Genomic DNA, 21,863 nt, shown 5'->3' with positions numbered 1-21,863 from the left:
GAGCCCGGACAGCGATGAGTTCCGGGGCGCGGCCCGGTCTACCCCTGCGAAAGCACCACAGCCGCTCCTCATCACCGCACAGGGAGACCCACATGTCCGAGCGCACCGCGCCCATCGCATCCACCGCGACCACCACTGCCGTCCCGTCGTCCGTCACCGCCGAGCCGTCCGCCTCCGGCCGCCGCGCGGCCCGTGTGGCGCTGCGGGTCGTGCAGGTGCTGCTCGGGCTGTTCTTCGTGTTCGCCAGTGCGCTGCCCAAGCTCATCGCGCATCCGACGGCGGTCGAGATCTTCGACGAGATGGGCTGGGGGAGTGCGGGCATGTACAGCATCGGGGTGCTGGAGCTGGCCGGGGGCGTGGCGCTGCTGGTCCCGGTGCTCCAGTCGGTGTCGGCGGTGGCGCTGAGCGCGCTGATGGTGGGGGCGTTCATCGTGCAGATGACCGCCTTCGACGGGCAGAACGCGGCGACTCCGATCGTCCTGATCGTGCCGCTGGCGGTCATCGCCTGGGCGCGGCGGGACCACAACGCACAGCTGCTGCGGCTGGTGCGGCGGCAGGCGTGACGGGCGCGGCCGTCCTGACCGCGGCGCGCCCGGACCGGCGTCACCGCCCCTTGGGACGGCTCTCCTGGCCGCCTCCGGAACCACCCGGACCGCCCAGGTCCCGCAGGCGTTCCAGCTCGCGGCGGTCGCGCTTGGTCGGGCGGCCGGTGCCGCGGTCGCGGATGCCGATCGGGGCGACGGCCTCGCGGGGCGGGGGCGGCGGGGAGTTGTCGACGTAGCACTGGACGGCGATGGGAGCGCCCACGCGCTTGCGGATCAGCCGCTTGACTACGACGATCCGCTCGCGGCCCTCGTGCCGCAGCCGCACCTCGTCGCCGACGCGCACCGAGTGGGCGGGCTTCACCCGCTCCCCGTTCACCCGGACATGCCCGCCCCGGCACGCGGTGGCGCCGACGGAGCGGGTCTTGACCAGCCGGACGGCCCAGATCCAGCTGTCGATCCGCACGTTCTCCCCGCTCGCCGGCCCGGCCGCCTCGGCGGCGGCGACGGCGGCGGCGGTCTTCGGATCCACGTCTCGGTCGTCCTGTGAAGCCATGTGTCCGACCTTAGCGGCCCGACCGCTCCGGCCCGGAGGTAATTACCGTGGAGCCATGGACAGCAACACCCTCGCCACCCTCGACGAGCGGATCGCCTGCTGTCGGGCCTGCCCGCGGCTGGTCGCCTGGCGGGAGGAAGTGGCCCGCACCAAGCGGGCCGCGTTCGCCGATTGGACCTACTGGGGCCGTCCGGTACCGGGCTACGGACCGGCGGACGCCCGCCTGCTGATCGTCGGACTGGCCCCGGCGGCGCACGGCGGCAACCGCACCGGCCGCATATTCACCGGTGACCGCTCCGGCGACGTGCTGTACGAGACGCTGTACGAGCTGGGCCTGGCCTCCCAGCCCACCTCCACCTCCGCCGACGACGGCCTGGAGCTGTACGGGGTACGCGTCACCGCACCCGTGCACTGCGCGCCCCCCGCCAACAAGCCCACCCCCGGCGAACGCGACACCTGCCGCCCCTGGCTGGTCCAGGAACTGACCCTGCTGCGCCCCACCCTCCGCGCCGCGGTCGTCCTGGGCGCCTTCGGCTGGCAGGCGGCCCTTCCGGCCTTCGCCGAAGCCGGCTGGCCGGTACCCCGCCCCCGCCCGCCCTTCGCCCACGGCACCCGGGTGTCCCTCGACGGCCTCGACCTCTTCGGCTGCTTCCACGTCAGCCAGCGCAACACCTTCACCGGCAAACTAACCCCCGGCATGCTCCGGGACGTCCTGCGGACCGCGGCCCGAGCGGCGGGGCTTCCGGTGGGATAGCGCCTGGCCACCTGGGAAATGAGGCGACGAGGCCGCCGTGCGCCCGTTACGGTGCCCCGATGGGCCTGTATCCGGAGATCGAACCGTACGACCAGGGCATGCTCGACGTCGGCGACGGCAACCGCGTGTACTGGGAGGTCTGCGGCAACCCCCGCGGCAAGCCGGCGGTGATGCTGCACGGCGGGCCGGGCTCCGGGTGCACGCCGGGCCACCGGCGCTACTGCGATCCGGCCGTGTACCGGATCGTGCTGCTCGACCAGCGCGGCTGTGGTCGTTCCACGCCGCACGCGAGCGCGTACGGCACCGACATGAGCGTCAACACGACCGCGCACCTGATGGCCGACCTGGAGCTGCTGCGGCGGCACCTGGGCGTCGAGCGGTGGCTGGTGTGGGGCGCTTCGTGGGGATCGGTGCTGGCGCTGCGTTACGCGCAGACGCATCCCGGCGTGGTCTCAGAGCTGGTGCTGACAGGGGTCGCGACCGGCTCCAACGCCGAGGTGACCCTGCTGACCCACGGCCTGGGAAGGGTCTTCCCCGAGGCCTTCGAGCGGTTCCTCGCCGAGCTGCCCGTGCCGGACCGCGCCGGAAACCTCGCCGCCGCCTTCAACCGGCTGATCGAGTCGCCCGACCCGGCGGTGCGCGAGCGGGCCGCTCGCGCCTGGACCGACTGGGAGACGGCGACCATCCCCGCTCCGCCCCGCTCCGTCGAGCGCTACGAGGACCCCGCGTTCCGCATGGGCTTCGCCCGTACGGTCACGCACTACTTCGGCAACGACCACTTCCTCGGCGACGGCAACGACGAGGGCGTGGTGCTGGGCGACGCCCACAGGCTCAAGGGCATTCCCGGCACCCTCGTCCAGGGCGGCCTCGACTTCGGCAACCTCCTCGGCACCCCCTGGCGCCTCCACCGGGCCTGGCCGGACAGCGAGTTGACCGTCGTCGACGAGGCCGGTCACGACTCGGGAGCACCGGGCGTGGTGGAAGCCCTGGTGGCCGCGACGGACAAGTACGCCCGGCGTTAGCCGTCTGGGCCCGGACTCACGGCCGCCACACGTACCGCACGTCCGGCTCCCGCTCCTCGTTCCCGCTGCCGTCGGTGTACTCGGCGGCCATGAAGCCGTGGCGCTCGTAGAAGCGGTGGGCGGGACGGTTGACCTGGAAGGTCCACAGGGAAAGGCCCTGCGGCCTGCGCTCCTTGGCGAGGGCGACGAAGCGGTCGCCGAGGCCGCGCCCGCGCCAGTCCGGGGCGAGGTACAACTGCTCCAGCATGTCGTCGTCGAGCACCATGACCCCCACGACGCCGCTGCCATCGCCGGCCTCGGCGACCCAGGTCTCCTGCCGCGGCACCACCACCTCCTGGAACCAGGCGCGCACCGCGTCGTCGGAGTGCGGCCTCACGACGCCCGGCAGCGCGGCGGCGAAGGACCGCAACCACACGTCGGCGGCATCCCGCGCGTCCCCTGCATCGGCCCGCCGCAGCACGACACCAGTCACCACACTCACGCTCACGCCCCGTTCCTTCTTCCGCCTCCGGCACGACCGCCGACTTCCCGATCATGCGCGCCCGCCCTCGGTGGCGCAGCCGAATTATCACCGGGACCTGGACCTGGTTCAGCGGACCGCGAAGGCCCCTGACCGGCATCACCGCCGGTCAGGGGCCCCTTCACGCGATCAAGCAGCCGTCAGCCGTCAGCCGTCAGCCGTCAGCCGTCAGCTGTCAGCTGTCAGCTGTCAGCTGTCAGCCGTCAGCCGTCCGACTCCGGCGACGGGATGTACGCGCCCGGCACGTCCTCCGGCGCGAAGATCTTCTTCTCGCCGGGGTACGGCTTGCTCCAGCCGTGCGTCTCGTACCACGTGAGGTGGTTCATCTGAGCGGGGTTCGCGAAGTCGGGCTTGGCGTTGGGACCGGTCAGCCGCTGCTTCGTCTTCCAGTTGTCCCACTTCGTCGCGACCGCCTGCATGTCCGCCGGCACCGCCGCCGACGGCACGGCCGCTGCCTTGGGGTTCTGCGGCGCCGGGGTGTCCAGGCCGCAGGAAGGCGCGGTCTTCACACCATCGGTCAGCGGGGTCCGGTTGGGCACAGCGGTGAACGGCGTGAAGTCCGGCTCCTCGGTGAAGGCCCCACGCATCGGGCTGGCCGCGCTGTCCTTCTGGTTCATCGGGTGGATCCCGAGGATCTGCTCGATGGTGCGGATCATCGTGATCTGGGAGTAGTAGCGGCTGTCGACGGTGCCGTGCTGGGCCCAGGGGCTGATGATCTGGATCGGGGCCCGGTGGCCGTCGATGTGGTCGAGGCCGGCCTGGGAGTCGTCCTCGACAACGAAGATCGCCGAGTCCTTCCAGTACTTGCTGTGAGAGATCGTGTCGACGATCTTGCCGACCGCGAGGTCGTTGTCCGCGACCTGGGCGGCCGCGCTCGCCGGACCGCCGGTGTGGTCGCTGGAGAGCCAGAACATGTTCAGGTTCGCCGGCCCGTTCTTCTCGAAGTCACGCTTCCAGATCTGGGCCCGGTAGACGTCCGGGACGCTGAGGTCGTACTTCGGGTAGCCGGACACCGACACGTCGTTGAGCGACGGGATCGGCGAGGACGACTTCAGGGTGTAGGCGGTGTCCTGACCGTTCGCCTCCATGTTCTTGCTGTCGCAGTACAGGTTCTGCCAGGTCGCGTCCGCCGGCTTGGTCAGGAACTGGTGGAACTCGCCGAAGTTTCGCACGGACTTGCCCGCCGCCTGCGCACCGCTCCAGAGGAAGCCGGTCCGCTGGTGGCCGAGAGCGTCGTCCTCGGTGTCGTAGCTGCGTACGTACTCGCCGGCCGAGGACTCGGTGTACTCCGGGTTGTCGGCCTGCATCAGCCAGTTGTGACCCTCGGCCGAGTTGGTGCCGATGTCGTACGTGTTGTCGTACAGCCCGAACTGCTTGGCCATCGCGTGCTGGTTCGGCGTCACGTTCTCGCCGAACTGGGTCAGCGACGGGTCGCCGTTGCCCTGCGGGATGTCACCGAAGACCTGGTCGTAGGTCCGGTTCTCCTTGACGATCAGGAAGACGTGCTTGATCGTCGAGGGGTCGCCGAGCTTCGTCGGGACCGGCACCGGCGTCCGGCCCAGGCCCAGGCCCTCGGCCAGCTTGACCGAGTTCTTGGTCCAGCCGTTCCTCTTGAAGATCTTTGCCGTCTCGGACTTGATGACGTTGTCGTCCGGCAGCGTGAACCGCTGCACGCTCGACGTCGTGTCGTGGGTGCCGTGCCCGGCCTTGGTGGTGGGGCGGCGGGCGTCGATACCACGGGTGTTGGAGACCACTACCTCGTTGCCGACGGTGGCGATCTCGGAGGGGAAGTAGTCCGTCGGGAGCAGGCCGACGTAGCTGACCGGCTCCTGCGGGGTCGTGTACCGATAGACGGCGACCGCGTTGGCGCCGCCGAGCGTCACCAGCAGGTGACCGTCGTCGGTGAGCGTCACCGCGTTGGGGTGGTAGCCCACCGACGCCTCAGGCCACGGCTGGGTGGCAATGGTCTGCACGACCTCGTTGCGGTGCGTGTCGATGACCGACACGTCGTTGGTGGCGGTGTTGGTGACGAACACCGCCCCCTTCTTGGCGTACATGGCGGTCGGGTGCAGACCGACGTCGATGCTCCCGACGGCGGCGGTCGGGTCCGCCAGGTCGATGACGCTGACCGTGCCCGTGGTGGTGGCACCGGTCTTCGGGTCGGCCGGCACCTGGGTGCCGTACGAGTTGATCGTGGTGTCGCCGGACTTCGCCGGACGCCCGCCCTCGTTGCTGACGTAGAGCTTGGTGCCGACCTGGACCATGCCACGCGGGGCGTTGCCCACGGTCCAGCTCTGCTCGATGGCCCCGGTCGCCGCGTTGATGGCGACCACGCGGTTCTGGCCGTTGACCGCGGAGTACACGGTCTTGCCGTCGGCCGAGAACACCGCAGCACTCACGAGCGCGCGCTTGGACCCGTCCTTCGGGATCGGGATGAACGTCGGGTTGGCGACGGTGCCGTCCGGGTTCACGGTGAACTTGCGGTAGCCGTCAGCCTGGCCCAGCCACAGCTGCGAACCGTCGGGCGAGTACGTGGGGCCTTCCTGGCCCACGTCGTTGCCGCTGATGCGCAGGTCCGCAGCCGCGTTGTTGCCGACGAGCTGCTGAACCTTCCAGTCCTTCAGGTCCACGATGGCCAGCGCCATTCCACCGTCGGTGACCGAGGCCGCGACGTGGGTGCCGTCCGGGCTGACCGAGGACGACATGATCTTGCCGTTGTTGATGACGAGGCGCTCGCCGATCGGGTCGATGTACTGGTCGCTGGACATCAGCTGGCCCAAGTCGGTGGTCTGGCCGACCTGGTCGGTGCCGAAGTGGTTTGTCGCGGCGAAACCGATGCCGGTGCTGACGGCGAGGACGACCGCGGTGGCGGCTGCCGTCATGACGGTTCTCCGGCTGCCGGTCTGTCGACCGAGAAGGCCTGAAGCGTTCTTCCCGACATGCACGCGGCGGCGTGTGACCTGCATTGAGTTATCCCTTCGGGGTGGTGGAAAGAAGTTCGACGTTGCCGTCGAACTGCCAGAGCGGGTTCGGTGTGTCCCCGGTAGGGGTCCGCACCAGGAAGTAGCCGTTCACTTCCTTCGGTCCGTCGCCGTCGGCCACGAACCGGCCGTCCGCGGTGACGTCGAGCTGGTAGATGGCGGTCCCCGGGGCCTCGACGCCGGGGAGATGCCAGGTGACGACGCAGCGCCAGTCGTTGCCCGGCCCCTGTGCGGCGACCTGGCCGCCGCCCTTGTTGCACGCCGCCGTGACCCGCAGCCGCGCCTCGGTGACGTCCGGGCGGTTGAGCTGCTCGGTCTGCATGCGGTAGAGGTGCGCGAACGCCGTGGCGACGGACCGCTGCACCTTGTCCTGCTCGATTCCGGAGCCAGTCGACGGTGTCGCCACGGCGACGACCGCGACCGTGAGGGCGGTCAGTCCGACGAGCGGCAGGAGCCCGGTGGTGATCGCGCGGCGCCCGGAGCCGTCGTAGGCCGGGTTGGTGAAGTCGCGCCGCAGGAAGAGCAGATACGCCAGGGCCGTGGCGGCCACCGTCCACACCAGGGCGACCACGATGCCGATCAGGAGCGGGCCGAGCTGCGCCGGGCTGGTGAACAGGCCGTTCCAGGCGATGAAGGCGTAGCCGGGCAGGGCGAGGCGTACGGCGACGGGCAGCGGCAGCATCTGGGCGAGCTGCATCGCGAGCGCGGTGAGCGCGGGCAGCAGCAGCCCCATCGGGGACCGCCCCAGCGCGACGGACCCGAGCAGTCCTATCGCGGCGAGGGCCAGGGTGGGGGCGAGGACGCAGAGCCAGGCGAGGAGGACCTTGCCGGCGGCGTCCGCCGGAGTCAGCAGGTGGCCGTCGAGGCCGACCAGCGGCTGGTTGCCGACCGCGAGGACGCCGCCGACCGTGCTCGAACAGGCCAGTCCGGCCACGAGCAGCAGGATGACGGTGAGGCCCGCCAGCGCCTTCGCCGCGAAGATCCGCCGGGGCGAACGGACCGCCACGAGCAGGTGGCGCCAGGTGCCGAGCCGGTCCTCGGCGGCGAACACGTCGCCGGCGACCACCGAGGTCAGCATCGGGAGGGCCCAGGTGCCCGCGAAACCGAGCATCACCAGCGGCCCGGCCCACCCGGTGGCGTGCATCCAGCGGCCGAAGAGGGTGTCGGAGGGGAGCGTGCTCTGCAGGCTCACCGCGGCGACGAAGAGCGCGGGCACGATCCAGCAGGCGAGGACCAGCAGGCGGATCCGCCATTGCGAGACCAGCTTGACCAGTTCGAAGCGGTAGGCGCGGGCCACCGGGACGCGGTGGGCGCCGGTGACGCGCTCGGGAGTGGCGGTCGCGGTCATCGGCCGACCTCCTGCTGCTCGGTCAGGGCGAGGAACGCGGCCTCCAACGGCGACACCACGGGGGCGAGTTCGCGCAACGCGATGCCCGCGCCCACGAGCCGCGCCACCAGTTCGTCGAGAGCGGGCACCGGCGCGCGTACGACGAGCGTCTCGGCGCCGTACCGCGCCCCGGCGCCGTCGACGACGCGGATCCCGGCCGTGCCGTCGGCCAGTTGGCGGGCGGTCTGCGGATCGGAGGTGAGCAGCCGGTAGTCGAGTTCGCGGTTCTCGGCGGCCAGCTTGCTCAGCGGGCCGGAGAAGACGACCCGGCCGGTGGCCAGGATGGTGACCTCGGAGCACAGCGCCTCCAGGTCCTCCATGCGGTGGCTCGACAGCACGACGCAGGCGCCGTCCGCCGCGAGCCGGGTGAGGACTCCGTGCACGTGGTTCTTGCCGGCCGGGTCGAGGCCGTTGGCGGGTTCGTCGAGCACGAGCAGCCGGGGCTTGGTGAGCAGGGCCGCGGCGAGTCCCAGCCGCTGACGCATCCCGAGGGAGAAGCCGCGGGCCGGGTCGTCGGCGACATCGGTGAGCCCGACCTGGTCGAGCACGTCGTCGATCCCCGCCGCCCGCGCGTCGAGGCCGCGCAGAGCGGCCAGCGCGGCGAGGTTCTGCCGTGCGGTGAGCGAGGGGTAGAGACCGGGCCCGTCCACGAACCCGGCGACACCGTCGGGAGCGGCGAGCGCCCGCCCGACCGGCGTGCCCAGGATCTCGAGGGACCCGCTGTCGGCGACGGCCAGGCCCAGCAGCAGACCGAGCAATGTCGTCTTGCCGGCGCCGTTCGGTCCGACCAAGCCGTGGATCTTGCCGCGCTCCACGGTCAGATCGACGCCGTCGAGCGCGACGACATCGCCGAAACACTTGGTCGTCCCGCTCGCCCGGATCGCGAGAAGTGTGTCCATGAGTCCCTTCCTTCGCAGACCTCAAGGACCGTAGGGACGGCACACGACCCGTGCGGGGACGGCGAGTTGAACGCTCATGGAACGGAATGCAGAGATCGTGCCCACGACAACACCCACCAAGTTGACACGTACGGTGTCCACTTGGGGCTTGCGCGGCATGCCGGTCATACGGGGCAGGCGCACTCCGCCCATACGGTCTTGGCGGGACCGGCAGGCCGGGGAACCACACCCCAGTCGTCCGCCAGAGCCTCGATCAGGAGCAGACCGCGCCCCGACTCCCCGTCAGGACACGGCTCCCCGCGCGCGGGCAGCCGCTCGGTACGGGTGTCCGTGACCTCGACGCGCGGGATGCCCCGGCTCTCCGCGAGCCGAAGATGGAAGTCCCGCCCGGGGACATGGCCGTGCCGGACGGCGTTCGCGGTCAGTTCCGCCGTGACCAGGGTGACGGTCTCGTTCAGGGACGAGGCGTACGGGTGCCCCCAGTCGTTCAGCCGGTGTGCCACCAGCCGGCGGGCCAGCCGCGCCCCTCTCGGTGTCGACGTGAACCGCATCGCGAACTCGCGCAGCGCCGCCGGGTCCCGCGGCGTACGCCCTTGTGGGGAAGTCGCTGATCTCATGGGGTAAACGGTCGCTGCCTGTACGTGACGTCGACCAGGCGTGACGCTGTCACCGGCACCGGCTGTACGCCGCCGGTCCGCGGCTGTACGCGCGTGAGGCGTGACCGGCCCTCCATGCGGCGCGTTGGTCCCGCGAGCGGTCGTGGCGCGGGTTCGGTGTTCGGCGGGGGCGGTACGCACGGGAGGTGCCGGGCGTGGAGGAAACGCAGGCGGAGGACGAGCGGGAGCGCGAGTACGAGCCCGGTTCGGGGATCCTGCACATCTTCGGACGGCAGTTGACTGTGCCGTGAACGGGCGGGGCTCGACCGGGCGGAGTTCGGCGGCCGGGTCGGATACTCGGCCTCGACGATCGCCTCCTTCGAGCAGGGGAGGCGGATCCCGCCGCCCAGGTTCATCGACCAGGCCGACGACCTGCTGAACGCCGGTGGGGTGTTGAAGGCGGGAAAGGAAGGGGTGGCTCGGGCGCAGTATCCGGCGTTCTTCCGGGATGCGGCCAGGTTGGAGGCCGACGCTGTTGTTCTGCATGTATACGCCAACCAGGTCGTGCCCGGGCTGCTGCAGACGGACGAGTACGCACGAGCGGTGTTCACCATGCGCCGTCCGTTGCTGGCGGAAGAGATCATCGAGCAGCGTGTCGCCGCTCGATTGGCCCGGCAGGAGATCTTCTGCCGAACGCCGATGCCGATCATCAGCTTTGTCATCGAGGAGTCGGTACTGCACAGGCCGCTGGGTGGTTCGACCGTCATGCGAGGTCAGCTGGAGCAGCTTCTTCTGCAGGGGGACAAGCGGAACGTGGAGATCCAGGTCATGCCGACCGTACGAGAGGAGCACGCTGGATTGGCCGGTCCGTTCACCTTGATCGAAGCCAGGGATGGGCGGAGGATCGCGTACGTGGAGGCGTACAAGGACAGCCGCCTCTACACGGAGCGCGAGTCGGTCCGGGAGCTTGAGGAGCAGTATGGGCCTCTTCGTGCCGCTGCGCTCAGTCCGCGTGAATCGCTGGCCCTCGTTGAGAAGTTGCTGGGAGAGACCTGAACGCTGTACCCGAGTCGGCCTGGAGCAGGAGCAGCTACAGCAGCGGCGAAGGCGGCGAGTGCGTCGAGGTCGCCTCCTGGTCGGGCGCCACGTACGTGCGCGACTCGAAGGACAAGGCCGGTCCTGCGGTGATCGTCGAGCCGGAGGCCTGGGCCGAATTCGTCGGGTTCGCCGCTCGGCACTGAACGTGGCGGTGCCCCGTGACCCTCACCTCGGGTCACGGGGCACTGGCGTGCCTACGGCGGCGCACGCGTGAACACGGAGTGTACGCGGACCAGCGCGGATGGTGCTCGTACCGCCCGGAAATGTGAAGTGGGACGCACCCTTGGTGGTGAACTGGTGTCACGTACGTCTCAGTAGGGTCACCAGGAGAGGCGTTCGCCCCTTGCAAGGCGTTTAAATCTGCAAGTACAGCATTGAACGTGGAGGTGCAGGGTGAACGGGCGAACGGTGCTCGAGCGCTTTCCCGCCGGCGGTCCGCGCGGGTCGTGGCCGGCGGAGGAGTTCGCGCATGCGCGGCGTCTGGAAGGCCTGCCCGCCGAGGTTGTCATGGACCTCGCGACAGACACGTTCCTGGTGATCGTCCGGGGCGGAGAGTCCGGCGGTGGCGCCACGGCGTGACCCGTCGGCTTACCGGCCCCTCCGGTTTCCTTACGCGCTGACCGTGCGGGACCAGGCCGGCGTCGTCCCGGTGATCCGGCACAGCGCCAGATAGAGGGGGATTGGCGGGGTGTAGGGGATCGTGCCCGCCGGGCGGTGCACGAGCGTGGGCGCCGTCGGAGAGGCGGGGAGCGTCGCGCCCGGGGAGTAGTGGGCCGGGGCGGGCCAGCGCAGGGCGTAGTCGGAGTCCGCGGGGACGATCCACCACCAGTGCGCCCGGTCGGCGAAGACGCAGCCCACGCGAGGCAGTCGGGGCATCAGCTGCGGGCCGAGGTGGGCGGGGATGGCGACCGCGTCGCAGCCCAGGGGGACGGTCATGTCCTCGGGCACGGAAAGCCGCCGGGGTTCGGCGTGGGTGCGCAGACTGCGCCCCAGGCGTACGAGCGTGTCCAGGTCGAGCGACTGGCCGGAGCCGCCCAGGGCGCCGGAGCCGGTCACAGCCATGCGGCCCCCGTTCCGTGATGTGCCTGCCGGTGCGTCTGCCGGTGCGCCTGGCCGTGAGCCTGCGCCTCGTTCTTGTCGCCCGTGTCGCGGGCGGGGGCCGGCTTGGGGCGGGCGCCCCAGCCCAGGTCGCTCCGGGCGGGCGCGGTGCGGCGCGGCAGCTCCGCCCACACCACCAGGCCGGTGCCCTGCTCCTGGGCTCCCCAGGCCAGACACATGGCGTCGACGAGGAGCAGTCCCCTTCCGTGCTCCTCCTCGGGCTGTCGCGGCGACGGCTGCGGCTCACCCGGCGCGCACCCCTCGTCACGCACCGCTATGCGCACCAGCTCGTCCTCGTCCTGCAGCTCGCACACGATCTGCCTGCTGGCGGTGTGCACGACGGCGTTGGTGACCAGCTCGGAGACGACCAGGGCCGCCGCGTCGCAGGTGTCCTCGCACACGGACCAGCCGGTCAGCCGGGTCCGGGTCAGGTGCCTGGCCCGCGCGGGGGAACCGGGGTGCGCGGCCAGCTCGAAACGGAACCGACGCTCGGCGACGGCCCCACCGGGGACCGCTCCCGTACTCGCGCCGCGGCTCAGCGGGCTCGCGGCGGCGTCTGTTCCTAAGGGCGGAGACGGAATCACGCTTGCCACTATCGCCCCGCCGTGAACACTTGGCAAGTGGCACTCTGAAAAATGCAGAGTGTTGTTGACGCGCTCAGGTGCCATGGCACACTGCTCGCAACAGCACGTCGAGCGGCGCCAGTTGAGGCCGTCGGCTCCGCCGGATTTTCGAACGGGTCTTCGAGCGGTTGCCGAGGGCAGTGCGGGATTCATGACGGGTCCTGAATCCTCACGTCCGTCCGTACAGTTCGCTCTTGGGTCAGTGGAGGTGGAGTGTGAGCGAGCCGCGGTCCGCGCCGACCGTCGGGCAGGTCGTGCTCGGCCGGCGCCTGTTGGACCTGCGGGAGAGCGCGGGGCTCAAGCGTGAGGAGGCCGCTCGCATCCTGCACGTGGCCCCCGCCACCGTGCGCCGGATGGAGATGGCCGAGGTCGCCCTCAAAATCCCGTACCTCCAACTGCTGCTGAAGGCATACGGCGTCTCCGACGAGGAGGCCGAGGCCTTCATGCGGCTGGCCGAGGACGCCAACCAGCCGGGCTGGTGGCAGCGGTTCCACGACATCCTGCCGGGCTGGTTCTCGATGTACGTCAGCCTGGAGGGTGCCGCCGCCCTCATCCGGTCCTACGAGCCGCACTTCGTCCCCGGGCTGCTCCAGACCGAGGATTACGCGCGCGGAGTGCTCAAGTCCGGCGCCGTCGGCCAGACCAGCCCCGAGGACATAGAGCGCCATGTCGCACTGCGCATGCAACGCCAGGATCTGCTCACCCGTCCGGACGCCCCCAGGTTCTGGGTGGTGATGGACGAGACCGCACTGCGCCGGCAGGTGGGCGATCCCGAGGTGATGCGTGCTCAGATCGACAGGCTGCTGGAAGCCGCGAAGCTGCCCAACGTGACGTTGCAGGTCGCCCCGTTCTCCGCGGGGCCGCACGCCGGCACGTACGGGCCCGTCGTGCTGTTCCGATTCGCCATGCCCGAACTGCCGGACATGGTCTACAGCGAGTACCTGACCGGCGCGGTCTACCTGGACGCGCGTCAGGAGGTGGCGAGCCATCTCGAGGTCATGGACCGCATGGCGGCGCAGGCCGCTACTGCACATCGCACGAAGGAGATCCTCCGGGATTTCCGCAAGGAGCTGTGAATGGAACGCATCACGTCCCAGCCCAAGCCGCGGCTGCGCCGCGGGATCTACAACGGCATGCCCGCCCGTGAACTCGGCAGCGAGGGCTGGCACAAGCCGTGGAGCGGGGGCAATGGAGGCAACTGCCTGGAGGCCATGAAGCTGGACGACGGCCGGATCGCGGTCCGTCAGTCGACCGACCCGGACGGACCGGCCCTCATCTACACCACCGACGAGATGACGGCGTTCATCAAGGGCGCGAAGGCGGGAGAGGCGGACTTCCTGCTGACCTGAATGACCCCTGTCTGTTGGCTATCTCAACTCCCTAATCTTGGTACCGACTTGATCATGACCACTGCACATTCCAGACGCTTACGAGGTGCCGTATGACCGAGATCGACACCAGCAAGCCGCACCCCGCGCGGATGTACGACTGGTACCTCGGCGGCAAGGACAACTACCCGGTCGACGAGGAGCTCGGCCGGCAGATGCTGGCACTCGACCCGCGGGTGCCGGTGATGGCCAAGGTCAATCGCGCGTTCATGCACCGGGCGACGCGGTGGCTGGCCGGCCAGGGCGTACGGCAGTTCCTGGACATCGGCACGGGCATTCCGACCGAGCCGAACCTGCATCAGGTCGCCCAGTCGGTCGCGCCCGACGCGCGTGTCGTCTACTGCGACAACGATCCGATCGTGCTGGCCCACGCGGCGGCCCTGCTGCGCAGCGCGCCGGGGGGCGTCACCGAGTACGTGCAGGCCGACGTCCGCGACCCGGCCACGATCCTGGAGGGCGCCGGGAAGGTCCTGGACTTCGGCCAACCCGTGGCCCTGTCCCTGGTGGCGCTGCTCCACTTCATCACCGACGAGGACGGCGCCCACGACCTGGTCGCGCGTCTCCTCGCCGAACTGCCCTCCGGCAGTTATCTGATGATGACCCACGCCACCTCGGACTTCACCCCGGAGGAGTCGGCGGCGGCCACGGCCAAGCTGAAGGCGGGAGGCGTCACCCTCGCCCTCCGCACCCGCGAGGAGTTCACCCGCTTCTTCGACGGCCTGGAACTCGTCGACCCCGGCGTGGAGGTCGTCCACAAGTGGCACCCGGAACTGGGCGAACCGGTCCCCGGTCAGGACGACGGAGTCATCCCGGGCTACGGGGCGGTGGCTCGGAAGCCGTGACGGAGTGATGTCCGCGGCGCCCCGCCTGCCAGGTGGGGCGCCGTCGGCCAGGGTGGGGCACCGTCGGCATCACACCCGCATCGGACGGTCGTACGGGCCGATCGGGGACGGGAGGCTCCAGGCACCCGTCAGGTGGTGGTCCACGGCCGCCGCGACCGCGCGGCCCTCGGCGATGGCCCAGACGATCAGCGACTGGCCGCGGGCCGCGTCCCCGGCGGCGAACACGCCCGGGACGTTGGTCGCGAAGGCGGGGTCGCGGGCGATCGTGCCACGCGGGGTGAGCCGCAGACCCAACTGGTCGATGAGGCCGTCCTCCTGGGACGGGCCGGAGAAACCCAGCGCCAGCAGCACCAGATCGGCCGGGAGCGTGCGCTCGGTGCCCGGCAGCGGGCGCCGAGCCGCGTCCACCTCGGTCAGGTGCAACTCGCGGACATGCCCGCCGGCGTCACCGGCGAAGCGGAGCGTCGACGCGGCGAACAGCCGCGCGTCGGCGTCCGCGGCCGGCGCCGTGCCCAGGTCGCCCGCCTCCTGGTGCGCGGGCGACAGCCGGTAGATCTTCGGGTAGGTCGGCCACGGCTCGAGGTCCTCGTCGCGCTCGGCCCTCGGCTGGGCGTAGATGTCCAGCTGGGTCACGGACGCGGCGCCCTGCCGCACCGCCGTGCCCAGGCAGTCGGCTCCCGTGTCCCCGCCGCCGACGATCACGACGTGCCGGCCGGCCGCGGACACCGGGGAGGTCTCCACGTCGCCCTCACACACCCGGTTGGCCAGCGGCAGGTACTCCATCGCCTGGTGGATTCCGATCAACTCCCGCCCTGGTACCGGTAGTTCACGCCAGGCTGTGGCGCCCGTGGCGATCACCACGGCGTCGTAGCGCGCCCGCAGCTCCCCGGCCCCGACATCCCGCCCGACCTCCGTCGACGTACGGAACTTCGTCCCCTCGGCCAGCATCTGCTCCAACCGCCGTTCAAGATGGTGTTTCTCCATCTTGAACGCGGGGATGCCGTACCGCATCAGCCCGCCGAGCCGGTCGTCCCGCTCGTACAGGGCGACCGTGTGTCCCGCGCGCGTCAGCTGCTGGGCCGCGGCGAGCCCGGTCGGCCCCGACCCGACCACCGCGACGGTCCGCCCGGACAGCCGGTCCGGCGGGCGCGGCGGGGTGAACCCCTCCTCCCAGGCCCGGTCGGCGATCGCGCACTCGACGTTCTTGATGGTGACCGCCGGCTGGTTGATCGCCAGCACGCACCCCGCCTCGCACGGCGCCGGACACAACCGCCCCGTGAACTCGGGGAAGTTGTTCGTCGCGTGCAACCGGTCGGCGGCCGCCCGCCAGTCCTCCCGGGACACCAGGTCGTTCCACTCGGGGATCAGATTGCCCAGCGGACAGGCCTCGTGGCAGAACGGCACCCCGCAGTCCATGCACCGGTCGGCCTGCTTGCTGATGATCGGAAGCAGCCCGCCCGGCACGTACACCTCGTGCCAGTCCCGCACCCGCTCCTCGACCGGCCTGCGGGGCCACTCCTGGCGGGGTGTGGTCATGAAACCCTTGGGATCGGCCATGGCCGTCCCCCTTGCCTCGGGCACCACCTCTTTCCGGCCACGATACGACCGCCACGCCCCAGGTGCAGAGCCCGGTATGCCCGTGGTGAGGGGCGCGCGGAGCCGGGTGTGTCCGTGGATCGGGGGGTGCGTGGTGAGGGGCGCGCGGAGCCGTCGGCTCGGGTGTGGGTGCTACGCGTGCGGGCTCTGCTCCCGCCAGGCCCGCAGCACCGAGTCCACGGCGGCCCTGATCCGCTGCCGGGCCTCGGGCCGTGCCACCCTGCTCATCAGCAGCCGGTCGTACGGCGTGTCCAGGTGGCGTACGGAGGCCGCCACCGCCGAGATGACCGCGGTCTCGGACAGCGCGCGCCCCGACGCGCTGCGGCCGACCCGTCCGCTGCCGCGCAGGGAGGCGTGCCCGGCGATGGCCCGCGCGCTCCGGCGGGCAGGCGGGAAAGAGCCGCAGGATCTCCGCCGCGAACGCGTCCGCGAACCGTATGTCCTCGGCCGCCCGCCGCCGTGCGTCGCGCGCGCGGCGACGGCGCCGCGCCTCGGCGTCCGCCAGGCACCGCAGCTCCGCGCGGGCGAGCGCCGCCTCCTCGACGAGGACGCCCTGCCGCTCGTACCGGCTTCTGCGCCGGTTGAACCGCACCACCACCGCCGACAGCGCGCTCTCCTCCCGAGACCGGCGCGTCAGCGCGGTGTCGCCGCGCGGCAGGAAGACCAGGTGCCCGAGGTCGGCGCAGTCCAGGCACCGCGGCACCCCTTCCTCCAGTACGAGCAGCGGCAGCGGGCCGCGCCGGCACGCGGCGCAGTGCTTGCGCCGCAGCGGCTGGAGGACGAGGAGGCCGTCGGACGGCCGGGGGTCCGGGAGCGGGGCCATACGCGAGGCCATACGACGTACATTCCCGGGCGCGTACCCGGACGCTCCTCCCGCCGCATCCCGCTTCCAACCTGACGCATCATGGGCCGTGTGCGTCTTCAAGCGATCACCTGGGAACGGCTCGGCGACCTCCTCGCCGAGCGCCTGCTCGACCTGAAGCCCGCCGATGGCAGCCCCTGGCCGCGCATCGCCTTCGACGGTGCCCCCGCGGCCCTCCCGGGCGACCTGGCCCACCGCGTCGCCGAGGCGTTGCGGCCCCTCGGCCGCCCCGCGCTGGTCGTGGGCACCGAGGGCTTCCTGCGCCCGGCCTCCCTCCGGCTGGAACACGGCCACCGGGACGAGGAGTCCTACTACAACGGCTGGCTCGACACCGGCGCCCTGTGGCGCGAGGTCTTCGGCCCGCTCGAACCCGGCGGTGACGGACGCGTCCTGCCCGACCTGTGGGACCCGGTCACCGACCGCGCCACCCGCAGCGCCTATGTCCAGCTCCCGCCCGGCGCCCCGTTGTTGCTGCACGGCCCCCTCCTGCTGCGTCACTGGTTCCCCTTCGACCTGACCGTCCACGTCCTCCTCTCCCTGGGTGCCCTGCGCCGCCGCACCCCGGAGGCCGAGCACTGGACGCTGCCCGCCTTCGAGCGCTACGACGCCGAGACCGACCCCGCCCGCACCGCCGACGTCCTGGTACGCGCCGACGACCCCCGGCACCCGGCCTGGAACGGCTGAGCCCGGGCCGGCGGCTCAGAGCCAGCCGTTGCGGCGGAAGCCGCGGTACAGCGACACGCACACGGCCGATATCAGGCAGATGACCAGTGGATAGCCGTACCGCCAGTGGAGCTCCGGCATCACCTGGAAGTTCATGCCGTACACCCCGCACACCATGGTCGGCACGGCGATCACCGCGGCCCATGCCGTGATCTTGCGCATGTCCTCGTTCTGCGCCACCGTCACCTGCGCGAGGTGGGCCTGGAGAATCGAGTTCAGCAGTTCGTCGAAGGCGGCTATCTGCTCCTTGGCCCGGGTCTGGTGGTCCAGGACGTCCCTGAAGTACGCCTGTATCTCCGCGCCGACCACCTGCATCGGCCGGGCGGAAAGCTCCTCCAGCGGGCGGCCCAGCGGCACGACCGCTCTCTTCAGCTCCAGCAGCTCCCGCTTGAGCTGGTAGATCCGCCCCGGATCGACCCGCGCGCCGTCGTCCGCGAACACCTCGGTCTCCACCTCGTCGATGTCCTCCTGGAACGAGTCGGTGACGCTCAGGTAGTCGTCGACCACATGGTCCGCGATCGCGTGCAGCACCGCCGCCGGCCCCTTGGCGAGCTGCCCCGGATCGGACTCGAGCTCCTCGCGCAGCGGACCGAGCGAGCCGTGCCGGCCGTGCCGCACGGTGATCACGAAGTCCTGCCCGGTGAACACCATGATCTCGCCGGTGCTGACCACCTCGCTGGTCGGCGTCAGCTTCTCGTGCTCGAGGTAGCAGACCGTCTTGAACACCGCGAAGAGCGTCTCGCCGTACCGCTCCACCTTCGGGCGCTGATGCGCCTTGACCGTGTCCTCCACCGCCAGCGGGTGCAGGTCGAAGAGGTCCGCGATGCCCGCGAACTCCTCGTCCGTCGGCTCGTGCAGCCCCAGCCAGACGAAACCGTCACGGGCCTTGCGCACCCGCGTCACGGCCTCCACGAGATCGCCGGCCTCCGGGATCCGCCCGCCGTCCTGGTAGGCCACGCAGTTCACCACGGAGGAGCCCAGCGGGGACCGGGCGGGATGGCTCAGGTCGACCCGGCGCCGCCCTCGGGCCAGCCGAGCCACCTTCCGCAGATTCCCTGCCATGGACATCCGGATCTCCTCGCGTGCACCTTTTGCCGCCTGGTCGAGCCAGTCTGCCAGGCTCACGTGAGCGCCGGGTAAGCCTGTGGAAACCGCACATTCCGCTTTGTTCCCGCCTGTGGACGGGCACGGCAGGCGCCGAAGGAGGCTGGGATGATCCCGGTATGACGCACAACGACGGGCACCCGGACGGGCATTCGGGAGCGGACACCGACCAGGACGAGGGCTGGGACGAGGACCGGGACAAGGGCTGGGACAAGGACGGCGACGAGGGCCCGGACGCGGGTCAGCACGAGAGCCGGGGCGAGGGGCGGCGCGAAGGCCCGGGTGGAAGCCGATATCTGCTCGAGAACCGGCAGACCGAGGCCGGCGAGCGCTTCGACGCCTTCGCGACCCTCTTCGATCCCACGACGTTTCGCCACTTCGAAGGACTCGGCGTCGGACCAGGATGGCGCTGCTGGGAGGTCGGCGCCGGCGGTACTTCCGTCGTCTCCTGGCTGGCCGAGCGGGTCGGCCCCACCGGCGCGGTCGTCGCGACCGACATCGACACCTCACTGGTCGCCGGGGCCACCCGGCCGCAGGTGGAGGTGAGGGTGCACGACGTGGGCGCCGAGGAGCCGCCGGGGGAGGGTTTCGACCTCGTGCACGCCCGGCTCGTCCTGGTGCACGTGCCGGAGCGGGAGCGGGCACTGCGGTCCATGATCAAGGCACTGCGCCCCGGCGGACGGCTGTTGCTGGAGGACGCCGACCCCGCCCTCCAGCCCCTGCTCTGCCCGGACGAGCACGGTCCGGCGGAGGAACTGGCCAACCGGCTGCGCCGCGGCTTCCGCCGCCTGCTGGCCGACCGCGGCGCCGACCTGTCCTACGGCCGCAGACTCCCGCGCCTGCTGCGCGAGGCCGGCCTGCGCCAGGTGGAGGCCGACGCCTACTTCCCGGTCACCTCCCCGGCCTGCACCGCCCTGGAGTCCGCCACGGTCCGGCAGATCCGCACCCGCCTCGTCACCGCAGGCCTGGCCACCGACGAGGAGATCGACCAGCACCTGGCCAATGTGGCCTCCGGCACCATGAATCTGACCACAGCGCCGATGATCTCCGCGTGGGGCACCAAGCCGTAGCACCGCGGGGCCGCCGACCGGAATGTCACCTCACCGACCTCGCAGGCGGCCTCAAGACCCTCGGTCAGAAGCAGGCGATCACGGTCATGAACCGAGACGCCTACATCCAGGCCGACCCAGAACGCGAAGCCGACCCCGAGCCGCCGCCTCGCCGGCGGGCGAGGTACCAGCGTCGGCCAGTGTCAAAGGCGCGCCGTGCCGTGCGCACCGCAGCGATCTGAGTGGCGAGGTGGAGTTGGTGGTGCCAGGGGTTCTGGCCACCGTGGCGTACCGACATGGCATGCGCGAACGCCACAGCATCGCGGTCGACGTACTGGTCCAGGTGCTCGAACCACGCCATGCTCGTACGCGAGGCCGCCTGCACCGGATGGAGTTCCGCGCGGCGATGGCGGTCGTACTCCCGCAGCGCGTCCTCCACGTCAAGGTATTTCTGCAGGCTGTGTGCAAGGACGATCGCGTCGATGATCGCCAGTCTGGTGCCCGACCCCAGCGTGAAGTGGGTGGTGTGGGCAGCGTCGCCGACGAGCACCGTCGTGCCGTGGTACCAGGTCTTGTTGGTCACGTGCGCGAAGCGCTGCCAATGCGCCGGTGCACCCCGTGATCGGCTGATCAGGCGGTGGCCGTCGAGTGCGTGCTTGAAGATGTCCTCCAGCAGTCGCACTCCCTGGTCGCGGCCGAGCACGTCGAGTCCCAGACCGTGCCAGGTCTGCGGTGAGCATTCGACGATGCAGGTGCTGATTCCCGCGACCGAGGGGTAGGCGTGAAACCAGATCCATCCGGCGGACGTCCGCTCGAAGCTGAACACGAAGCTGCGGAACGCCTGATCCGTGCCGAGCCAGATGTAGGGATTGAGACCGACCTCGTTGCGAGTTCCGAACGCTGCGCTCTGTCCCCGGATGCCGCTGTTCGCACCGTCGGCAGCAACGAGAAGGTCCGCTTCGGGAAGCGTCGAGAGATCTGCAACACGGTGGCCGTACTGGACGTCGACGCCGAGCTGCAAGGCACGCCGGGCCAGGACGTCGAGCAATGCGGATCGGCTCATGCTGTATCCGTACCCCCCGAAGTACGCCGTCTGCTCGCTGCCCGAGCCGTGCACACGCACCTCCTGGTCCTGCCACAGCACGGACCTGGCGGTGACCTCCCGGGCGCTTTCCGGATCGTTGCGATAGAGGACGTCCAGCAGGTCGTCCCAGTACACGACGCCCCAGCCGTAGGTGGCCGCGGGTGGGTCACGGTCGTACACGGTGATCTCGTGCCCGGCATCGCGCAACTTGGCCGAGATCGCGAAGTACAGCCCCGCAGGCCCCGCACCGACGCACACGATCCTCACCGCTACACACCGCCCCGACTACCGGTCGGATGGGAGGCCTGCCACTCCAGACGGCTCCGGATGCCCGAGACGTCCGGGCATCCGGATGCGGCACTCACAAAACTGCCGCAGGTAGATCGCGAGCTCACTGCGCTGGAGCGTCAGTAGCCATGCCCGCCACCGCCGTGCCCGCCACCGCCGCGGTCACCGCCACCGAAGCCGTGATCGCCACCGAAGCCGTGGCCACCACCGAAGCCGTGGTCACCACCGAAGCCGTGATCGCCACCGAAGCCGTGGCCACCACCGAAGCCGTGGTCACCACCGAAGCCGTGATCGAAGCCCCAGCCCCAGCCGTCACCGAAGAAGCAGCGGACTCCCCAGCCCCAGCCCCAGCCGTCACCGAAGAAGCAGCGATCTCCCCGGACCTTGCTGTCGGGAGCCGAAGCGACATGGGACGCCGAGGGGAAAGCGGCCGCGCTGGCAGCGCCGGCTCCGGCCGCGATGGCAAGGATGGGTGCCGTGCAGACCACAGCGGCTATTCGCCGCATCCTGCTCGTAGTTGCGCGCATGATGATGTCCCCCTTCCGGGGGTCGAAACAGGGATCTCGGGCACTCGACGGGATGCCCATACGCGCCAGATCCTGCGCGCGGGTCTGACGCGCAGCGACCCACCCGCCGGACGTACTGAACATCGGCGCAGCAGTTTCCAGGCAGGCTTAGCGGATCTTACTATTGAGTACAAGATGGGGCATACGGTACGAAACGCCCCGTTTCGCTAAACATAGAGCCATTTTCCGGGCCAAGTCAACGGGGGTGCCAGTGGCTCACAAGGGAGGCATGCGGTGGACACTCCCAGGCCCCAGGACGGCCGTCAAAGCGCTTTGGCTCCTGAT

23 protein-coding genes and 2 pseudogenes are annotated in these 21,863 nt (G+C 70.6%); 13 read left to right on the top strand and 12 right to left on the bottom strand.

The window, feature by feature from the left end:
• The first annotated feature begins 92 nt into the window (after positions 1-92).
• Positions 93-563 (top strand): DoxX family protein, encoded by a 471-nt coding sequence (locus tag ABZ818_RS06330; protein ID WP_361411490.1) that lies wholly within the window; start codon positions 93-95, stop codon positions 561-563.
• A 40-nt stretch (positions 564-603) separates the two neighbouring features.
• Here ABZ818_RS06330 and ABZ818_RS06325 read toward each other — a convergent pair whose 3' ends face one another.
• On the bottom strand, positions 604-1,098 hold the full coding sequence (locus ABZ818_RS06325; protein WP_361411488.1) for an RNA-binding S4 domain-containing protein: 495 nt from the start codon (positions 1,096-1,098) through the stop codon (positions 604-606).
• Positions 1,099-1,153: 55 nt separating this feature from the next.
• Here ABZ818_RS06325 and ABZ818_RS06320 point away from each other — a divergent pair, with 55 nt between their 5' ends.
• The gene (locus ABZ818_RS06320) at positions 1,154-1,852 is read left to right on the top strand and encodes a uracil-DNA glycosylase (protein WP_361411486.1); all 699 of its coding nucleotides are present in this window, start codon (positions 1,154-1,156) and stop codon (positions 1,850-1,852) included.
• A 59-nt stretch (positions 1,853-1,911) separates the two neighbouring features.
• Positions 1,912-2,874: a prolyl aminopeptidase gene (gene pip / locus ABZ818_RS06315; protein ID WP_361411484.1), complete on the top strand. Its 963-nt coding sequence runs from the start codon at positions 1,912-1,914 to the stop codon at positions 2,872-2,874.
• 16 nt (positions 2,875-2,890) lie between these two features.
• On the opposite strand, the gene ABZ818_RS06310 is transcribed toward pip, so the two are convergent.
• From ABZ818_RS06310 to ABZ818_RS06290, 5 genes are all read right to left on the bottom strand, one after another.
• Positions 2,891-3,349, bottom strand: a complete 459-nt coding sequence (locus ABZ818_RS06310; protein ID WP_361411665.1) for a GNAT family N-acetyltransferase — start codon at positions 3,347-3,349, stop codon at positions 2,891-2,893.
• A 248-nt stretch (positions 3,350-3,597) separates the two neighbouring features.
• Positions 3,598-6,360, bottom strand: a complete 2,763-nt coding sequence (locus tag ABZ818_RS06305) for a bifunctional YncE family protein/alkaline phosphatase family protein (RefSeq protein ID WP_361411482.1) — start codon at positions 6,358-6,360, stop codon at positions 3,598-3,600.
• A gap of 4 nt (positions 6,361-6,364) precedes the next feature.
• Entirely contained in the window at positions 6,365-7,723 is a 1,359-nt protein-coding gene (locus tag ABZ818_RS06300) for an ABC transporter permease (protein ID WP_361411480.1), read from the bottom strand.
• On the bottom strand, positions 7,720-8,661 hold the full coding sequence (locus ABZ818_RS06295; protein WP_361411478.1) for an ABC transporter ATP-binding protein: 942 nt from the start codon (positions 8,659-8,661) through the stop codon (positions 7,720-7,722). The genes ABZ818_RS06300 and ABZ818_RS06295 overlap by 4 nt, the downstream gene beginning before the upstream one ends.
• Positions 8,662-8,825: 164 nt before the next feature.
• Entirely contained in the window at positions 8,826-9,278 is a 453-nt protein-coding gene (locus ABZ818_RS06290) for an ATP-binding protein (RefSeq protein WP_361411476.1), read from the bottom strand.
• A gap of 279 nt (positions 9,279-9,557) precedes the next feature.
• On the opposite strand from ABZ818_RS06290, the pseudogene ABZ818_RS06285 reads away from it, so the two are divergent.
• The 4 genes and pseudogenes from ABZ818_RS06285 to ABZ818_RS06270 form a co-directional block, all read left to right on the top strand.
• Positions 9,558-9,653 (top strand): annotated as a pseudogene (locus ABZ818_RS06285) (helix-turn-helix transcriptional regulator); the annotation flags it as partial.
• 78 nt (positions 9,654-9,731) lie between these two features.
• Positions 9,732-10,313: a DUF5753 domain-containing protein gene (locus ABZ818_RS06280; RefSeq protein WP_361411474.1), complete on the top strand. Its 582-nt coding sequence runs from the start codon at positions 9,732-9,734 to the stop codon at positions 10,311-10,313.
• On the top strand, positions 10,310-10,498 hold the full coding sequence (locus ABZ818_RS06275) for a DUF397 domain-containing protein (protein WP_361411663.1): 189 nt from the start codon (positions 10,310-10,312) through the stop codon (positions 10,496-10,498). The genes ABZ818_RS06280 and ABZ818_RS06275 overlap by 4 nt, the downstream gene beginning before the upstream one ends.
• Positions 10,499-10,748: 250 nt before the next feature.
• Positions 10,749-10,934: a hypothetical protein gene (locus ABZ818_RS06270; protein WP_361411472.1), complete on the top strand. Its 186-nt coding sequence runs from the start codon at positions 10,749-10,751 to the stop codon at positions 10,932-10,934.
• Between the two features lie 30 nt (positions 10,935-10,964).
• On the opposite strand, the gene ABZ818_RS06265 is transcribed toward ABZ818_RS06270, so the two are convergent.
• Both ABZ818_RS06265 and ABZ818_RS06260 read right to left on the bottom strand, forming a co-directional pair.
• Complete coding sequence (locus ABZ818_RS06265; protein ID WP_361411470.1) at positions 10,965-11,417, bottom strand: hypothetical protein; 453 nt, start codon at positions 11,415-11,417, stop codon at positions 10,965-10,967.
• On the bottom strand, positions 11,408-12,046 hold the full coding sequence (locus tag ABZ818_RS06260) for an ATP-binding protein (protein WP_361411468.1): 639 nt from the start codon (positions 12,044-12,046) through the stop codon (positions 11,408-11,410). The genes ABZ818_RS06265 and ABZ818_RS06260 overlap by 10 nt, the downstream gene beginning before the upstream one ends.
• 245 nt (positions 12,047-12,291) lie before the next feature.
• Between ABZ818_RS06260 and ABZ818_RS06255 the strand changes: the two genes are divergently transcribed.
• The 3 genes from ABZ818_RS06255 (at position 12,292) to ABZ818_RS06245 (ending at position 14,306) form a co-directional block, all read left to right on the top strand.
• On the top strand, positions 12,292-13,152 hold the full coding sequence (locus ABZ818_RS06255; protein ID WP_361411466.1) for a helix-turn-helix transcriptional regulator: 861 nt from the start codon (positions 12,292-12,294) through the stop codon (positions 13,150-13,152).
• Entirely contained in the window at positions 13,153-13,425 is a 273-nt protein-coding gene (locus ABZ818_RS06250) for a DUF397 domain-containing protein (protein ID WP_361411464.1), read from the top strand. It begins immediately after the preceding gene.
• Positions 13,426-13,517: 92 nt separating this feature from the next.
• Positions 13,518-14,306 carry an SAM-dependent methyltransferase gene (locus ABZ818_RS06245; RefSeq protein WP_361411462.1) on the top strand — a complete coding sequence of 263 codons (789 nt, stop codon included), beginning with the start codon at positions 13,518-13,520 and terminating at the stop codon, positions 14,304-14,306.
• A 69-nt stretch (positions 14,307-14,375) separates the two neighbouring features.
• Here ABZ818_RS06245 and ABZ818_RS06240 read toward each other — a convergent pair whose 3' ends face one another.
• Both ABZ818_RS06240 and ABZ818_RS06235 read right to left on the bottom strand, forming a co-directional pair.
• Positions 14,376-15,863 carry a glutamate synthase subunit beta gene (locus ABZ818_RS06240; RefSeq protein WP_361411460.1) on the bottom strand — a complete coding sequence of 496 codons (1,488 nt, stop codon included), beginning with the start codon at positions 15,861-15,863 and terminating at the stop codon, positions 14,376-14,378.
• Positions 15,864-16,034: 171 nt separating this feature from the next.
• Positions 16,035-16,725: pseudogene (locus ABZ818_RS06235) on the bottom strand (DUF2293 domain-containing protein).
• Positions 16,726-16,806: 81 nt separating this feature from the next.
• Between ABZ818_RS06235 and ABZ818_RS06230 the strand changes: the two are divergent.
• Positions 16,807-17,448, top strand: a complete 642-nt coding sequence (locus tag ABZ818_RS06230; protein WP_361411458.1) for a uridine kinase — start codon at positions 16,807-16,809, stop codon at positions 17,446-17,448.
• Positions 17,449-17,463: 15 nt separating this feature from the next.
• Here the strand turns inward: ABZ818_RS06230 and ABZ818_RS06225 are convergent, their stop codons facing one another.
• A complete protein-coding gene (locus tag ABZ818_RS06225; RefSeq protein ID WP_361411456.1) occupies positions 17,464-18,555 on the bottom strand; it encodes a magnesium and cobalt transport protein CorA in 1,092 nt (363 codons plus the stop codon).
• Positions 18,556-18,710: 155 nt separating this feature from the next.
• Here ABZ818_RS06225 and ABZ818_RS06220 point away from each other — a divergent pair, with 155 nt between their 5' ends.
• The gene (locus tag ABZ818_RS06220; protein ID WP_361411454.1) at positions 18,711-19,661 is read left to right on the top strand and encodes a methyltransferase domain-containing protein; all 951 of its coding nucleotides are present in this window, start codon (positions 18,711-18,713) and stop codon (positions 19,659-19,661) included.
• Between the two features lie 100 nt (positions 19,662-19,761).
• Here the strand turns inward: ABZ818_RS06220 and ABZ818_RS06215 are convergent, their stop codons facing one another.
• On the bottom strand, positions 19,762-20,991 hold the full coding sequence (locus ABZ818_RS06215) for an FAD-dependent monooxygenase (protein ID WP_361411452.1): 1,230 nt from the start codon (positions 20,989-20,991) through the stop codon (positions 19,762-19,764).
• A 149-nt stretch (positions 20,992-21,140) separates the two neighbouring features.
• Between ABZ818_RS06215 and ABZ818_RS06210 the strand changes: the two genes are divergently transcribed.
• Positions 21,141-21,749, top strand: a complete 609-nt coding sequence (locus ABZ818_RS06210) for a hypothetical protein (protein ID WP_361411450.1) — start codon at positions 21,141-21,143, stop codon at positions 21,747-21,749.
• The last annotated feature ends 114 nt before the right edge of the window (positions 21,750-21,863 follow it).

It is taken from the genome of Streptomyces sp. NPDC047453, from assembly GCF_040643155.1.
Classification (GTDB): domain Bacteria; phylum Actinomycetota; class Actinomycetes; order Streptomycetales; family Streptomycetaceae; genus Streptomyces.
The sequence above is the reverse complement of the archived record's forward strand: the minus strand, read 5'-3'. Positions and strand labels throughout refer to the sequence as shown.

Excerpts from the sequence above, each read along its gene's own strand:
- ABZ818_RS06330 (WP_361411490.1), top strand. The coding sequence starts at position 93 with ATGTCCGAGCGCACCGCGCCCATCGCATCCACCGCGACCACCACTGCC.
- ABZ818_RS06325 (WP_361411488.1), bottom strand. The coding sequence starts at position 1,098 with ATGGCTTCACAGGACGACCGAGACGTGGATCCGAAGACCGCCGCCGCC.
- ABZ818_RS06320 (WP_361411486.1), top strand. The coding sequence starts at position 1,154 with ATGGACAGCAACACCCTCGCCACCCTCGACGAGCGGATCGCCTGCTGT.
- pip (WP_361411484.1), top strand. The coding sequence starts at position 1,912 with ATGGGCCTGTATCCGGAGATCGAACCGTACGACCAGGGCATGCTCGAC.
- ABZ818_RS06305 (WP_361411482.1), bottom strand. The coding sequence starts at position 6,360 with ATGCAGGTCACACGCCGCCGCGTGCATGTCGGGAAGAACGCTTCAGGC.
- ABZ818_RS06300 (WP_361411480.1), bottom strand. The coding sequence starts at position 7,723 with ATGACCGCGACCGCCACTCCCGAGCGCGTCACCGGCGCCCACCGCGTC.
- ABZ818_RS06295 (WP_361411478.1), bottom strand. The coding sequence starts at position 8,661 with ATGGACACACTTCTCGCGATCCGGGCGAGCGGGACGACCAAGTGTTTC.
- ABZ818_RS06290 (WP_361411476.1), bottom strand. The coding sequence starts at position 9,278 with ATGAGATCAGCGACTTCCCCACAAGGGCGTACGCCGCGGGACCCGGCG.
- ABZ818_RS06265 (WP_361411470.1), bottom strand. The coding sequence starts at position 11,417 with ATGGCTGTGACCGGCTCCGGCGCCCTGGGCGGCTCCGGCCAGTCGCTC.
- ABZ818_RS06250 (WP_361411464.1), top strand. The coding sequence starts at position 13,153 with ATGGAACGCATCACGTCCCAGCCCAAGCCGCGGCTGCGCCGCGGGATC.
- ABZ818_RS06245 (WP_361411462.1), top strand. The coding sequence starts at position 13,518 with ATGACCGAGATCGACACCAGCAAGCCGCACCCCGCGCGGATGTACGAC.
- ABZ818_RS06240 (WP_361411460.1), bottom strand. The coding sequence starts at position 15,863 with ATGGCCGATCCCAAGGGTTTCATGACCACACCCCGCCAGGAGTGGCCC.
- ABZ818_RS06230 (WP_361411458.1), top strand. The coding sequence starts at position 16,807 with ATGGGCCGTGTGCGTCTTCAAGCGATCACCTGGGAACGGCTCGGCGAC.
- ABZ818_RS06225 (WP_361411456.1), bottom strand. The coding sequence starts at position 18,555 with ATGTCCATGGCAGGGAATCTGCGGAAGGTGGCTCGGCTGGCCCGAGGG.
- ABZ818_RS06220 (WP_361411454.1), top strand. The coding sequence starts at position 18,711 with ATGACGCACAACGACGGGCACCCGGACGGGCATTCGGGAGCGGACACC.
- ABZ818_RS06210 (WP_361411450.1), top strand. The coding sequence starts at position 21,141 with ATGCCCGCCACCGCCGTGCCCGCCACCGCCGCGGTCACCGCCACCGAA.